Below are 12685 nucleotides of genomic sequence, written 5' to 3' on the forward strand. Positions count from 1 at the left end.
GCACTCAGAATTTATCCCGCCAGGAGAAAACCAATGGCTACAGTTTCCGTATCAGACGACCAATTTGACGCCGAAGTCAAAAACTCTGACATCCCCGTCGTTGTCGATTTCTGGGCAGAATGGTGCGGCCCGTGCAAATCTATTGGCCCAGCGCTTGAAGAGCTGTCCGACGAGATGGCGGGCAAAGTGAAGATCGTTAAAGTGAACGTGGATGAAAACCCGAATTCACCCGCCCAACTGGGTGTGCGCGGCATTCCTGCGTTGTTTGTCTTCAAAGACGGTCAGGTTGTGTCCAACATGGCAGGCGCAAAACCGAAAGCGTCCCTGCAAAAATGGATCGAAGATTCGATCTAAACGGATTCACATCTGTTTCAAAGTATCAAAGCGTCCCAATTCGGGGCGCTTTTCTTTTGGCGCACGCCGCTTGTCTGATCTGATCAGGGCCGCCATATAGGTTTCAATCAAGACGGAGACGGATATGGCAGACGATACATTCCCGGGCTGGCACGGCACGACCATCATCGGCGTCAAGAAAGATGGTAAAGTGGTCATCGCGGGCGACGGGCAAGTGTCCTTGGGGCAAACAGTTATCAAAGGCACAGCACGAAAGGTGCGCCGCCTGTCACCGGGTGGATTTGATGTCGTGGCAGGCTTTGCGGGGTCAACCGCTGACGCATTTACGCTGTTGGAACGTCTGGAAACAAAGCTGGAAGCGACACCGGGTCAGCTTGCCCGCGCTTCCGTGGAACTGGCCAAGGACTGGCGCACTGACAAATATCTACAAAAGCTGGAAGCCATGTTGATCGTAACAGACGGCAAAGAACTGTTGGTCATCACCGGCGCTGGCGATGTTCTGGAACCCGAACACAACGTGGCCGCCATCGGATCGGGGGGCAACTTTGCGCTCGCGGCAGCCCGCGGCATGATGGACAGCGACAAATCGGCAGAACAAGTGGCCCGTGGCGCCATGGCCATCGCGGCAGACATCTGCGTTTACACAAACGGCAACCTGACAGTGGAAAGCATATGACCGACCTGACCCCCCGCGAAATCGTTTCCGAACTGGATCGTTTCATCATCGGTCAAAACGACGCGAAACGCGCTGTGGCTGTGGCCCTTCGCAACCGTTGGCGTCGCAAGCAATTGCCTGACGATCTACGCGATGAAGTCTATCCAAAAAATATCCTTATGATCGGGCCAACCGGCGTTGGTAAGACCGAAATCAGCCGCCGCCTTGCCAAACTAGCCAAGGCACCGTTTCTGAAAGTCGAAGCCACAAAATTCACCGAAGTGGGTTATGTAGGCCGTGACGTGGAACAGATCGTTCGTGATCTGGTTGACGGCGCTATCGCAATGGTCCGCGACCAAATGCGCGAAGACGTAAAAACCAACGCCCGCCATGCAGCCGAAGAACGCGTGATCGATGCCATCGCCGGTTCAGAAGCTCGTGAGGGCACACGTGATATGTTCCGTAAGAAACTGAAATCTGGCGAATTGGATGACACAATGATCGAACTGGATGTGGCAGACACATCCAGCCCGTTTCCAACTATGGAAATTCCGGGCCAACCCGGCGCCAACATGGGTATGATGAATCTGGGCGACATCTTTGGAAAAGCGATGGGCAACCGCACAACGCGCAAGAAGATGACCGTCGCCGAAAGCTATGAGGTGTTGATCGGTGAAGAAGCTGACAAGCTTCTGGATGAAGAAACGGTGAACCGTGCAGCACTTGAAGCGGTCGAGCAGAACGGCATCGTCTTTCTGGACGAAATCGACAAGGTCTGCGCCCGCTCTGATGCGCGCGGCGGTGATGTCAGCCGCGAAGGTGTGCAGCGCGACTTGCTGCCTTTGATCGAAGGCACCGTGGTCAGCACGAAACACGGGCCCGTCAAAACCGACCACATTTTGTTCATCGCCTCAGGTGCATTTCACATCGCCAAGCCCTCCGATTTACTTCCCGAACTGCAAGGCCGTCTGCCTATTCGCGTCGAATTGCGCGCACTAACCGAAGATGACTTTGTGCGTATCCTGACAGAAACTGACAACGCACTGACCCTGCAATACACCGCATTGATGGGCACCGAAGACGTCACCGTCACCTTTGAAGAAGACGGAATCGCGGCATTGGCCAAGATCGCCGCAGAGGTGAACCAATCTGTTGAAAACATCGGTGCGCGGCGCCTGTACACTGTGATGGAGCGGGTCTTTGAAGAACTTTCCTTCGCAGCCCCGGATCGCAGCGGTGAAAGCGTGATCGTAAACGCGGAATTCGTAGACAAGAACCTTGGCACGCTGGCGCAATCAACGGACCTTAGCCGTTACGTTCTTTAGGCACACATCCAGGGGCAGTTTTGCGCCTAGCTAAAAATGCAGTTGTCCGTTACCCATAGACGACAGGGTTTTGGATGACTGTGATGCGTTGGATCGTTTTGTGCTTGGTTTTTGTTGTAGCTGGATGTTCGAACAGAACAGCCGCCCCCATTGTGCCATCCGCATTGTCGGTGGGCACAAACAAGACGGTGTTTGTCGGAACAACCCGTAAACAAGGGTCTGAAGGGCTATTCGGGATCGAACGATCAAGCCTAAGCCTTTTGCAGCTGCAAGTATCAATTCCCCCGCAACGCACCCCCGGCACAATTTCAGATGGCTTGGACAAACCGAACCCGATGCGAGATTTCACAATCGCCGACCAGAAATTGTTTGCCACGCCAACCGCTTTCAGAAGTACCCTTCGCAAAGACATTCAGGCCGACGGCCTGCCTCAGGACGAGGTGACAATCTATGTGCACGGGTTCAACAACAGCTTTGCAGATACGGCGTTTCGCATCGCCCAGTTGTCACATGACCTCGATTTGCCGGGACCTATGGCAACCTATGCGTGGCCCAGTCGCGGCCATCCGCTGGGGTATGAATATGACGCCGACAGCACCTTGTTTGCTCGGGACGGTTTACTAGAGCTGATCGACAACATTCAGGCAAGCGGTGCCAAAAAGATCTTCCTTGTGGCCCATTCAATGGGTGGTCGTTTGGTGATGGAAACCCTGCGTCAGATCGAAATCAAAACACCGGGCTGGAGCAAGCGAAACCTGTCCGGTGTGATGTTGATTTCACCGGATATCAACGCCGACGTGTTCTTGTCCCAGATCAAATCGTTCAAATCGCTACCTCAGCCATTTATTGTTTTCACGTCAACGCGCGACGTCTTGCTGCGTCTGTCCGCAGGCTTGCGATGGGAAGACCAACGCCTTGGCAACATAGAGGATATTGACGTCTTTGCGGATTACCCCATCAACTTCGTGGACGTCAGCGCCTTTGAAGATCGCAGTTCAGGCAATCATTTTGTTGCAGGCAATTCACCTGCTTTGATCGCTTTATTGAAATCGCCTCAAAGGTTCGATCAAGAGTTTCTTCAGGGGCACGCAGGATCTGTGGGTGGCTTGCCCGGCTACAGACGCGTCTTGCGAAACGCCACGCAAGTCGTGATCTTGCCCGCAGGCGAACGATAGGTGACAACCACATCCGGGTTTCTAAAGCTTAATGCACCTTGGCTATCTGCCGGGGCTTTGCTGACGTTGCTTTCGTCTTTCGGACAGACGTTTTTCATATCGCTGTTCGCCGCTGACATCCGCCTTGCGTTTGACCTAAGCCACGGCGAATGGGGCGGATTGTATTCTCTTGGCACAACCGTATCAGCAATCGTCATGATTTGGGCCGGCGGTTTGGTGGACCATTTTCGAGTCCGAAGCTTGGGCGCTTGCGTGTTGGGGGCATTGTCGTTGGCATGTATGATGATGGCGCTGAACCCGTACGTTTGGGCGCTGCCGATTGTGATATTCGCACTGCGATTTACAGGGCAAGGCATGCTTAGCCATATCGCCGTGGTCGCCATGGCGCGCTGGTTTGTTGCGACGCGGGGACGCGCGTTGTCTATCGCGGGGCTTGGGTTCAAATTTGGCGAAGCAGTTCTGCCCATCGCCTTTGTTGCCCTTTTGGCCATTGTGGATTGGCGTGTGCTTTGGGGTGTCGCTGCAGCCATCAGCCTTGCGGGTATTCCTGTTCTTTTGATGTTGCTCACAAAGGAACGGACCCCTCAATCCATGGCACAGGAAAACCCAAAACTTGGCATGGGGGGTTTGAATTGGACGCGGAAGGAAACTTTGGTTCACCCGTTGTTTTGGCTGATGATTCCTGCGCTTTTAGGGCCCTCTGCGTTCAACACCGCGTTCTTTTTCTTGCAGGTTCATTTTGCAGAGATCAAAGGCCTAAGTCACTTGTCGCTGGTCAAGTTATTCCCGATCTACACTATCGTTTCCATCATCGCGATGGGGGCGTCGGGCTGGGGCTTGGACAAATGGGGCACCGCGCGCTTAATGCCATTTTTTCAAATCCCGATGGTCGCGGCCTTTTTATGCTTTGCCTTTAGTCAAAGCTTGATGTTGTTGATGTTGGGGTTCGTCTTTTTGGCCCTGACCGCGGGGGCAGGGGCCACGTTGCCTGCGGCGTTCTGGGCAGAATTCTACGGAACCAAACACATTGGCAGCATCAAAGCGCTGGCTGCAGCCGTTATGGTTTTAGGATCTGCCATCGGGCCGGGGATCACTGGAGTTTTGATCGACATTGGCATTGGCTTGGAAACACAATTTGTCGCAATCGCACTGTATTTTGTGGCGGCGTCCATCCTGATCTGGATCGGGATCAAGCGCTATAGCCCAGCCCTGACTTAACGCGGCTTTCGAAGATAAACGTAATATGCACCGCCACCGCCATGTCTGTCATGGGCTTGGGTGATTTGCATCACCGCAGAAGACAACGGCTGCATGCCCAGCCATTGCGGAACCTGATGTCGCAACACGCCAAAACGGACAGGAATAGGCCCACCGTCATCGCGTGATTTCCCTTTGCCAGTGATCACCAAGACCAAGCGCTTGCCGGATGAGTGGGCAGAAAGAATGAACCGCGTCAACGCAGGATGCGCACGGTCCAGCGTCATTCCATGCAAATCAATGCGACCCTCTGGGCGAATTTTGCCACGCTTCATCTGGTCGAACGCTTTGCGGTCCATCTGCAATGGGGCGCTGCGCAAATCATCAGACACCGATGGCTGCCGGATCACGCGCGTTGAAGGTTGTGATTTGCGGCGGTCCTGCTGCACCAGCGTTTCAATCAACTTTTTCCGCTTGGGGGCCGTGATTACTTGTGGCTCTAATCCGACAGATTCGGGTCTAAACCCCAGATCAAGCCGTTCAGTGCGTTCTGCCACTTTGCGCCACAGATCAAGCTCATCGGGACGTAGCTTGCGGCTCATGATGCGTCCTCGGGCAGCAACGCATAGGCCCGTTGAATAGGCATCAGCACAATCAAACGACCCGGATCACGCAATCGTCCCGCCGCACGACCCGCTTTGTCGCCGGTTCCAAAGAACACATCGGCGCGTTGCGCACCTTTGATCGCCGATCCGGTGTCTTGCGCGATCATTAAACGGCGCAACGGGTTTTTCCCGTCTTTTTCGATCCACACAGGAGACCCCAAAGACACAAAAGCAGGATCAACCGCCACAGACCGCATCGTTGTGATGGACCGGTTCATCGCCCCCAACGGCCCTTTGTGCGCGGGCACTTCACTGACCTCGCGGAAGAACACGTAAGAAGGGTTGTGATACAGCAATTCACGCCCGTCTACCGGATTGCGACGCACCCAGTTTTTGATGACTTGCGCACTGACCTGATGTGCGGCGTAGACTTTGCGGCGCACAAGTTCCTGCCCGATAGACCGGTACAAATGTCCATTTGCGCCGGAATACCCCACGCGAATGAATTCCCCGCTGGGCAACCGGATACGGCCAGACCCCTGGATTTGCAGAAAGAACAGCTCAACAGGGTCATCAACCCACGCTATTTCCAACCCACGGCCCCGCATAACGTCGGTGCCCAAGATGTCGCGGCGCGTCAACCAAGGGCGAATGCGACGGGCCTCAGGCGGCATGGCATAGACGGGGTAACGGTATCTGCTGGTGCGGGTACGATTGCCGTCAAGTTCAGGTTCAAAATAACCGGTAAACAGCGCATCCTGACCGTCATCAATTTGAACGGGGCGAAAGAACAGTTCAAAGAACGCCTTGGCATCAGGTTGTTGCGTGGCATAGGCGCATAGGGCAGTCCAATCCGGATCGTCCATGTCCATACACGTGTTTTGGAAAACGGTAAGGGCAGCTGCGTGGTCATCGACCTCCCAACCGTCCAGATCATCATAAGATAAAACAGAATATGTGACCTCGGCGGATGCGGGTTGGGTCATAGCGACCACCGCAACGCAGACCGAGGCCAGCACATAGTTTAAGCGTCTGTAGAAACGAGCAACCAATTTGGATCATCCGCACCCATGATCCGCGCAAAGGACCATGTGTCTTTCTGTTTTTTGACGTCCGTCAGGCTGCCTTCCACGATGTCGCCACCACGGTCACGCACGGCAGACGTCATTTCAGACACAAACCGGATCGTGATTTCGCCTTCGTTGGTATCTTTGTCCAACGTGGCGTTCACCAGCTTCATTTCGCGCACGCCGATAAAGTTGGCCTCGATTGTCAAACCTTGGTCTTCACGCGCGGCGACGCCTTCCACAAAGCTTTCGTAGATTTCCTCGGACAAGAACGGCTGGATTTCAGCGAGATCGCCGTTTTCATACCCCATAACGATCATCTCGTATGCGCCACGGGCACCTCCGATGAAATCGCCTACAAAGAAGGATGGCTCAAGCCGCTTCATTTCAGCAAGGGCTTTGGCCGCATCGCTGTCTTCTTCGACATGGTCGGTGATGTCCAAATCCGGACCGCCTTCGATCACCTCGAATTCAGGGCGCGACGTCCGTTCGGACGCGGGGGCAGCGGCGGGGGGATGTTCATGTCCTTCGCGTGTGCCAAGCACATTGCGCAGGCGCAGGATAAGGAACACGGCAATGCCGGCCAAAACCAAAAGTTGGATCAGGGGCTGATTCATAAAAACCTCTTGTCAGTGAACAGCATGGAAACACGCGTTGATCGGTCTTATGTAGGGGCTGACCCCGTGCAAGTCCACTGTGCGGGCAAAGAAGGAGTGTCGCATATGTGGCTGTTAATCGCTTTTATTGCCGTTCCGGTGATCGAGATTTTTCTGTTTATCCAAGTTGGCGGGGCCATTGGCACGCCTTGGACGCTTTTGATCGTGATTGTGACGGCCATTTTGGGCACATATTTTGTGCGGTCTCAGGGGTTGGCTACATTGGCGCGGCTTCAGGGATCTTTTCACGAAATGCGCGATCCGACAGAACCTTTGGTGCATGGCGCCATGATCCTGTTTGCGGGCGCTTTGCTTTTGACCCCGGGGTTTTTCACTGATGCGGTCGGGTTTTCGCTGATGGTGCCGCAATTTCGCACCTTTATGTTCGAGGCTTTGCGCAAACGCGTTAAGGTCAGCAGTTTTTCTACCTTTCAAACCACCAACCCTGGATCACACTACAATCGCGGTGATGTTGTTGACGGCGACGTCATAGATGGTGATTTCGAAGAAGTGAAAGACACAAGCGACGCGCCCAAAGGGCCGTCAGGGTGGACCAAGCATTGAGGCTGCTTTCCCAAGCTGCTACAGACATCGCAAATTAAACTTGGCACAACCAGATATCCTTCAGGAGCAAAATTTTATGGCCGAAAACGAAGCACAACCGCAGCAGCCGAACATGCGCGTGTTGGGACAATTTGTCCGCGACATGTCATTCGAAAACATCATGGCCCAAAAAGGCGCGTCACCAGAGGCGCAGCCAGACGTGCAGGTTCAGGTGAACCTGGATGCGAAGAAACGCGGCGGCGACAACCAGTTTGAATCTTCCATCAAGCTGAACATCACATCCAAAGAAAAAGGCACAGACACCACGTTGTTTGTGTGCGAAATCGACTATGTGGGCATTTTCCACATCGAAAACGTGCCAGAAGACCAGCTGCACCCGTTTCTGTTGATTGAATGCCCGCGCATGATTTTCCCGTTCTTGCGCCGCATCGTTAGCGATGTGACACGCGACGGTGGTTTCCCGCCGCTGAACCTAGAAAACATCGACTTTATTGCGCTGTACCGTGCCGAAATCGAACGCCGTCAGGCTGCCGAAGGCACAGCGTCGCCAGCAGACGCCTAAGACTTACGCCAAAGGGCTTCTTCACCAAGCTCTTTGGCGACAAACGCCGCATGTGCTTCGGCTTCGGCCTCGGAAATACGCGGCGGCAACGCAGTCGGGCGCGGTTTGGGTGTCCAAGCGGCTTCGTTCTGATTTGTCTGCGACCCACCAACGGTGGCCAATCCAAAATCCGGTTGCCGCCCACCGATAAGCTCAAGATATACCTCTGCCAGAATTTCACTGTCCAACAGGGCACCGTGCAGGTCCCGTTCTGTGGTGATCCCGAACCTGCGACACAGCGCATCAAGCGACGCGGGCGATCCGGGAAACTTTTTGCGGGCAATCATCAGGGTATCGACGGCCTGTTCCCACGGAATTTGCGGCAGGTTCATCCATTTCAGTTCTGCATTCAGAAACTTCATGTCGAAGGCTGCATTGTGGATCACCAGCTTTGCATCACCGATGAAATCCAGAAACTTCTGCCCAACTTCTGCAAACTTCGGCTTTCCACGCAGGAAGTCATCCCCAAGACCATGCACCTCAAAGGCCTCTTGCGGCATGGACCGTTCTGGGTCGATGTATTCGTGAAAGGTTTTGCCCGTGGCCACGTGCCCCATCAATTCCACCGCGCCAATTTCGACGATACGGTCGCCGCTTTGGGGGTCAAATCCAGTGGTTTCAGTGTCGAGTACGATCTCACGCATGGGTCAGTTGCTTTCTGATAGTATCTACCACCTTTTTAACGTCAGTCTTTGCGCCTTCAAGCGTGTCGGTGTGAATAACGTAATCCGCACGCGACACTTTCTCAGTGGCAGGCATCTGTTTGGCTTTTATCGTCAAAAATTGTTCGCGGGACATGATTCCACGCGCTAGAACGCGGCGTTCCTGTTCTGCATCATCGACAAAAACACAAGCTACGGCGTCCATGTTCTTATCTCCGTTTGTTTCGTACAAAAGCGGTATGTCAAAAACCACAATATCAGCTGTGGTTTTTGCCAAAAATCCGGACCGGTCCTGTCCAAGCAAAGGGTGCACGATCTGTTCGATATCTTTCAGAACACTTGGGTTTTGACCGACAAGTTGACGCAATTTGTCTCTGGAAACCGTATTATTTTCAACAACTTCTGGAAACTTCAACGCCATGGGTGCCACTGCGGCGCCCCCTGTCCGGTACAATCGGTGCACAGCCGCGTCAGCATCCCAAACGGCACACCCTTCGTCTTGAAACATCTGGGCTGTCGTCGATTTGCCCATACCGATTGATCCAGTCAAGCCCAGCTTGAACATCAGCGTAATGCCGCAGCGCGGGTGGCGCTGTCTACGACCGGACGCTTTCCAAACCAGCGTTCAAAAGCCGGGACTGCTTGATGTAAAAGCATTCCCAATCCGTCAACGGTTGTGCATCCCATTTCTTGGGCGGTGGACAAAAGTTTGGTTTGCAACGGTGCGTAGACAAGATCAGTCACGATTGATCCCTTGCGCAAACCATCCAAAGGCACGCGCAATTCCTGTTTTCCAATCATGCCCAGCAAAGTGGTGTTCACCGTCAACGTGGCGTCTTCAAGAATGTTGCCGGCCTGAACCCAATCGACAACCCGGATGCGTTTTCCAAAATCATCCGCCAGCTTTTCTGCACGAACCCGCGTACGATTTGTAAGCAAAATCTCAGGCACACCTGCGTCCAACAATGACGCCAATACAGCGCGGGACGCACCGCCTGCCCCAAATACAGCCGCGGGGCCTGATTTCGGATCCCAATGCGGTGCCCCCGATTTCAGGTTCTCGATAAACCCGTAACCATCTGTGTTATCAGCGTGAATTTTCCCGTCTTTGCGGAAGATCAACGTGTTTGCTGCGCCAATAAGCGTCGCTCGATCAGTGATAAGGTCAGCTATATCCATCACAGCTTCTTTATGTGGAACGGTGATATTCACGCCCACAAAGCCCATCTTTGGAAGCATCAACAGCGCATCACGAAGGTTTTCGGGGGCGACGTCCATCGGGATATAGAAGCCGTCTAGCCCAAGCATCTTTAGCCAGTGCTGATGGATTTGCGGGGATTTTGAATGTCCGATGGGCGATCCAATAACGCCTGCCAAAGGAATTTTGTTGGCGCTCATGTTTCGATTACTCCCTTAAGTCCCAAATATGCCAGCAGTTCCAAAAGCGGCAAACCCAGCACGTTGAAGTAATCACCATCAATGCTGTGAAACAAGCGCACACCTTCTTCTTCCAATTTATATGCACCGACTGCGTGGCGGATGCTGTCCCAGTTCCGGTTCACATAGCCTTGCAAATAAGTGTCTGACGCCTGCCGCATCCGCAATCGAACCTGACCAACGTGCCGCCAGATCGGCTTGCCGTCTTCGTAAATCATGCAGGCTGACAGCAACATATGCCGTTCACCACGCAACGATTTAAGCTGAACCAACGCCTCTTCTGCGCTTTTGGGTTTGGACAGCATCTGACCGTTCAAATCCAACACCTGATCACATCCAAGGACCAGCGCATCGGGACATTTTTGGCTGACTTTACGCGCTTTTGCTTCCGCAAGGGCATCTGCAATATCGCGGGGTGGCGCGTCTTCTGCATGGAGGGCTTGCTTGATTAACTCTTCATCAACCAATGCTGGCTTAACATCGAATCGTAGTCCTGCTTGACGCAGCATTTGTGCACGAATGTCAGAACCTGACGCGAGAATGATCTGTTGGGTCATGTGGATAAACCTGTGTCAAAGTCTTGTATCTCATATCGTGTGATCTGTGAAAATCACAGACTGATCCTGCACTGTTGGGATAAATCAGGATTCCATTCATTTTTGCCCCAAAGCATGCACCGGTGATAAGGATAAACACCATCCAGTAGATAACTGAGTTATGCACGATTTATCCCCAGATATATTACCAAACAGCGACCAATATGTATCACTTAACATCATGTAATATATAAATAAGTTCCGTAGCATACGATCCAGCATGAGATCGTGAACAAAACAGCCCACATCTGGATAACCTGTCCATAAAACACTAATCCACAGAAATTCAGTGACCTACTTAATCATCATCCTTTCTTTTCTCTTATATTTATTAAGATAGAGCCGCCCTGAGCGTTTGGATCGAACTGATTGACTTAAACCCCCGAAACCCATATTTGACCTGCAACGCCCCGTCCGGGGAACGTTTGATACTCACATGACAATTTAGATTGGCGCAGTCATCTTCTGTGCTGACGTGGTGATATACTATGACGAATGACGCTATCGACATCTCTGAACGCTTGAACCTTGCGGACTTGAAAGCAAAAAGTCCAAAAGACCTTCTATCTATGGCGGAAGAGCTTGAGATCGAAAACGCATCCACAATGCGTAAAGGCGAGATGATGTTCCAAATTCTGCGCGAACGCGCGGATGAAGGTTGGGAAATCTCTGGCGATGGTGTCTTGGAAGTGTTGCAGGACGGGTTCGGGTTTTTGCGCTCTCCGGAAGCAAACTATTTGTCCGGTCCTGACGATATCTATGTTTCCCCCGAAATGATCCGCAAACACTCATTGCGTACAGGGGACACAATCGAGGGCGTGATCAAAGCACCTGATGAAAATGAACGCTATTTTGCGTTGATTGAAACGGTGAAGATCAACTTTGAAGAGCCTGAGAAAGCCAAACACAAAATCGCTTTCGACAACCTGACGCCGCTGTATCCGGATGAACGTTTGAATATGGAAGTCGAAGATCCGACTGTCAAAGATCGTTCCGCACGCATCATTGATTTGGTGTCGCCGATCGGGAAAGGCCAACGTTCTTTGATCGTGGCGCCGCCGCGTACCGGTAAAACTGTGCTCCTTCAGAACATTGCCAACAGTATCGAAAAGAACCACCCAGAGTGCTACTTGATTGTTCTGTTGATTGATGAACGTCCCGAAGAAGTCACGGACATGCAGCGTTCTGTGAAGGGGGAGGTGGTTTCATCCACTTTCGATGAACCTGCAACGCGTCACGTCGCCGTGTCTGAAATGGTTATCGAAAAAGCGAAACGTCTGGTCGAGCATAAGCGCGATGTTGTTATTTTGTTGGATTCGATCACGCGCTTGGGTCGTGCATTCAACACCGTCGTGCCGTCATCCGGTAAGGTTTTGACCGGTGGTGTAGATGCGAATGCCTTGCAGCGTCCAAAACGCTTCTTTGGTGCAGCGCGGAACATCGAAGAAGGTGGATCGCTGACAATTATCGCGACGGCTTTGATCGACACAGGCAGCCGCATGGACGAAGTTATCTTTGAGGAATTCAAAGGTACGGGTAACTCTGAGATCGTTCTGGATCGTAAGATTGCGGACAAACGTGTCTTCCCGGCCATTGATATTCTTAAGTCGGGTACCCGTAAGGAAGATCTGCTTGTCGACAAAATCGATTTGCAAAAAACATTCGTATTGCGCCGGATTTTGAATCCAATGGGCACCACAGATGCGATCGAGTTCTTGATTTCGAAGTTGAAGCAAACAAAGACGAATTCCGACTTCTTCGATTCAATGAACACATAACTTATTGTTTAAT

15 protein-coding genes are annotated in these 12685 nt (G+C 52.6%); 8 read left to right on the forward strand and 7 right to left on the reverse strand.

Annotated elements, in window-relative coordinates:
- The first annotated feature begins 33 nt into the window (after nucleotides 1–33).
- The 5 genes from trxA (at nucleotide 34) to ASD8599_RS00595 (ending at nucleotide 4727) form a co-directional block, all read left to right on the forward strand.
- The gene (trxA, locus tag ASD8599_RS00575) at nucleotides 34–354 is read left to right on the forward strand and encodes a thioredoxin (protein WP_108826738.1); all 321 of its coding nucleotides are present in this window, start codon (nucleotides 34–36) and stop codon (nucleotides 352–354) included.
- A gap of 124 nt (nucleotides 355–478) precedes the next feature.
- Nucleotides 479–1030, forward strand: a complete 552-nt coding sequence (gene hslV, locus ASD8599_RS00580; protein ID WP_108826739.1) for an ATP-dependent protease subunit HslV — start codon at nucleotides 479–481, stop codon at nucleotides 1028–1030.
- The gene (hslU, locus tag ASD8599_RS00585) at nucleotides 1027–2334 is read left to right on the forward strand and encodes an ATP-dependent protease ATPase subunit HslU (protein ID WP_108826740.1); all 1308 of its coding nucleotides are present in this window, start codon (nucleotides 1027–1029) and stop codon (nucleotides 2332–2334) included. Before hslV ends, hslU begins: the two co-directional genes overlap by 4 nt.
- A 74-nt stretch (nucleotides 2335–2408) precedes the next feature.
- On the forward strand, nucleotides 2409–3509 hold the full coding sequence (locus ASD8599_RS00590; protein WP_108826741.1) for an alpha/beta hydrolase: 1101 nt from the start codon (nucleotides 2409–2411) through the stop codon (nucleotides 3507–3509).
- Nucleotides 3510–4727 (forward strand): MFS transporter, encoded by a 1218-nt coding sequence (locus ASD8599_RS00595; protein ID WP_108826742.1) that lies wholly within the window; start codon nucleotides 3510–3512, stop codon nucleotides 4725–4727.
- On the opposite strand, the gene ASD8599_RS00600 is transcribed toward ASD8599_RS00595, so the two are convergent.
- Genes ASD8599_RS00600 through ASD8599_RS00610 form a run of 3 tightly spaced genes read right to left on the reverse strand, consistent with a single transcriptional unit; the run spans nucleotide 4724 to nucleotide 6995 of the window.
- Nucleotides 4724–5311, reverse strand: coding sequence for a Smr/MutS family protein (locus ASD8599_RS00600; RefSeq protein WP_245926103.1), 588 nt, complete (start codon nucleotides 5309–5311; stop codon nucleotides 4724–4726). The genes ASD8599_RS00595 and ASD8599_RS00600 overlap by 4 nt on opposite strands.
- Nucleotides 5305–6297 carry a murein transglycosylase A gene (mltA, locus tag ASD8599_RS00605; RefSeq protein ID WP_108829932.1) on the reverse strand — a complete coding sequence of 331 codons (993 nt, stop codon included), beginning with the start codon at nucleotides 6295–6297 and terminating at the stop codon, nucleotides 5305–5307. The genes ASD8599_RS00600 and mltA overlap by 7 nt, the downstream gene beginning before the upstream one ends.
- A gap of 38 nt (nucleotides 6298–6335) precedes the next feature.
- Entirely contained in the window at nucleotides 6336–6995 is a 660-nt protein-coding gene (locus ASD8599_RS00610; protein ID WP_108826744.1) for a Tim44/TimA family putative adaptor protein, read from the reverse strand.
- A 105-nt stretch (nucleotides 6996–7100) separates the two neighbouring features.
- On the opposite strand from ASD8599_RS00610, the gene ASD8599_RS00615 reads away from it, so the two are divergent.
- Both ASD8599_RS00615 and secB read left to right on the forward strand, forming a co-directional pair.
- The gene (locus ASD8599_RS00615) at nucleotides 7101–7598 is read left to right on the forward strand and encodes an FxsA family protein (protein WP_108826745.1); all 498 of its coding nucleotides are present in this window, start codon (nucleotides 7101–7103) and stop codon (nucleotides 7596–7598) included.
- A gap of 76 nt (nucleotides 7599–7674) precedes the next feature.
- Nucleotides 7675–8160: a protein-export chaperone SecB gene (gene secB, locus ASD8599_RS00620; RefSeq protein ID WP_108826746.1), complete on the forward strand. Its 486-nt coding sequence runs from the start codon at nucleotides 7675–7677 to the stop codon at nucleotides 8158–8160.
- Here secB and dnaQ read toward each other — a convergent pair.
- The 4 genes from dnaQ to ASD8599_RS00640 are packed head-to-tail and all read right to left on the reverse strand — an operon-like array spanning nucleotide 8157 to nucleotide 10855.
- Nucleotides 8157–8843 (reverse strand): DNA polymerase III subunit epsilon, encoded by a 687-nt coding sequence (gene dnaQ, locus ASD8599_RS00625; protein ID WP_108826747.1) that lies wholly within the window; start codon nucleotides 8841–8843, stop codon nucleotides 8157–8159. The genes secB and dnaQ overlap by 4 nt on opposite strands.
- On the reverse strand, nucleotides 8836–9426 hold the full coding sequence (coaE, locus tag ASD8599_RS00630) for a dephospho-CoA kinase (RefSeq protein ID WP_108826748.1): 591 nt from the start codon (nucleotides 9424–9426) through the stop codon (nucleotides 8836–8838). The genes dnaQ and coaE overlap by 8 nt, the downstream gene beginning before the upstream one ends.
- On the reverse strand, nucleotides 9426–10259 hold the full coding sequence (locus ASD8599_RS00635) for a shikimate dehydrogenase (RefSeq protein WP_108826749.1): 834 nt from the start codon (nucleotides 10257–10259) through the stop codon (nucleotides 9426–9428). Before ASD8599_RS00635 ends, coaE begins: the two co-directional genes overlap by 1 nt.
- Complete coding sequence (locus ASD8599_RS00640; protein WP_108826750.1) at nucleotides 10256–10855, reverse strand: Maf family protein; 600 nt, start codon at nucleotides 10853–10855, stop codon at nucleotides 10256–10258. The genes ASD8599_RS00635 and ASD8599_RS00640 overlap by 4 nt, the downstream gene beginning before the upstream one ends.
- 527 nt (nucleotides 10856–11382) lie before the next feature.
- On the opposite strand from ASD8599_RS00640, the gene rho reads away from it, so the two are divergent.
- Nucleotides 11383–12672 carry a transcription termination factor Rho gene (gene rho / locus ASD8599_RS00645; RefSeq protein ID WP_108826751.1) on the forward strand — a complete coding sequence of 430 codons (1290 nt, stop codon included), beginning with the start codon at nucleotides 11383–11385 and terminating at the stop codon, nucleotides 12670–12672.
- Nucleotides 12673–12685: the final 13 nt, after the last annotated feature.

This window comes from Ascidiaceihabitans donghaensis (assembly GCF_900302465.1).
Classification (GTDB): domain Bacteria; phylum Pseudomonadota; class Alphaproteobacteria; order Rhodobacterales; family Rhodobacteraceae; genus Ascidiaceihabitans; species Ascidiaceihabitans donghaensis.

Excerpts from the sequence above, each read along its gene's own strand:
- trxA (WP_108826738.1), top strand. The coding sequence starts at position 34 with ATGGCTACAGTTTCCGTATCAGACGACCAATTTGACGCCGAAGTCAAA.
- hslV (WP_108826739.1), top strand. The coding sequence starts at position 479 with ATGGCAGACGATACATTCCCGGGCTGGCACGGCACGACCATCATCGGC.
- hslU (WP_108826740.1), top strand. The coding sequence starts at position 1,027 with ATGACCGACCTGACCCCCCGCGAAATCGTTTCCGAACTGGATCGTTTC.
- ASD8599_RS00590 (WP_108826741.1), top strand. The coding sequence starts at position 2,409 with ATGACTGTGATGCGTTGGATCGTTTTGTGCTTGGTTTTTGTTGTAGCT.
- mltA (WP_108829932.1), bottom strand. The coding sequence starts at position 6,297 with ATGACCCAACCCGCATCCGCCGAGGTCACATATTCTGTTTTATCTTAT.
- ASD8599_RS00610 (WP_108826744.1), bottom strand. The coding sequence starts at position 6,995 with ATGAATCAGCCCCTGATCCAACTTTTGGTTTTGGCCGGCATTGCCGTG.
- ASD8599_RS00615 (WP_108826745.1), top strand. The coding sequence starts at position 7,101 with ATGTGGCTGTTAATCGCTTTTATTGCCGTTCCGGTGATCGAGATTTTT.
- secB (WP_108826746.1), top strand. The coding sequence starts at position 7,675 with ATGGCCGAAAACGAAGCACAACCGCAGCAGCCGAACATGCGCGTGTTG.
- dnaQ (WP_108826747.1), bottom strand. The coding sequence starts at position 8,843 with ATGCGTGAGATCGTACTCGACACTGAAACCACTGGATTTGACCCCCAA.
- coaE (WP_108826748.1), bottom strand. The coding sequence starts at position 9,426 with ATGTTCAAGCTGGGCTTGACTGGATCAATCGGTATGGGCAAATCGACG.
- ASD8599_RS00635 (WP_108826749.1), bottom strand. The coding sequence starts at position 10,259 with ATGAGCGCCAACAAAATTCCTTTGGCAGGCGTTATTGGATCGCCCATC.
- ASD8599_RS00640 (WP_108826750.1), bottom strand. The coding sequence starts at position 10,855 with ATGACCCAACAGATCATTCTCGCGTCAGGTTCTGACATTCGTGCACAA.
- rho (WP_108826751.1), top strand. The coding sequence starts at position 11,383 with ATGACGAATGACGCTATCGACATCTCTGAACGCTTGAACCTTGCGGAC.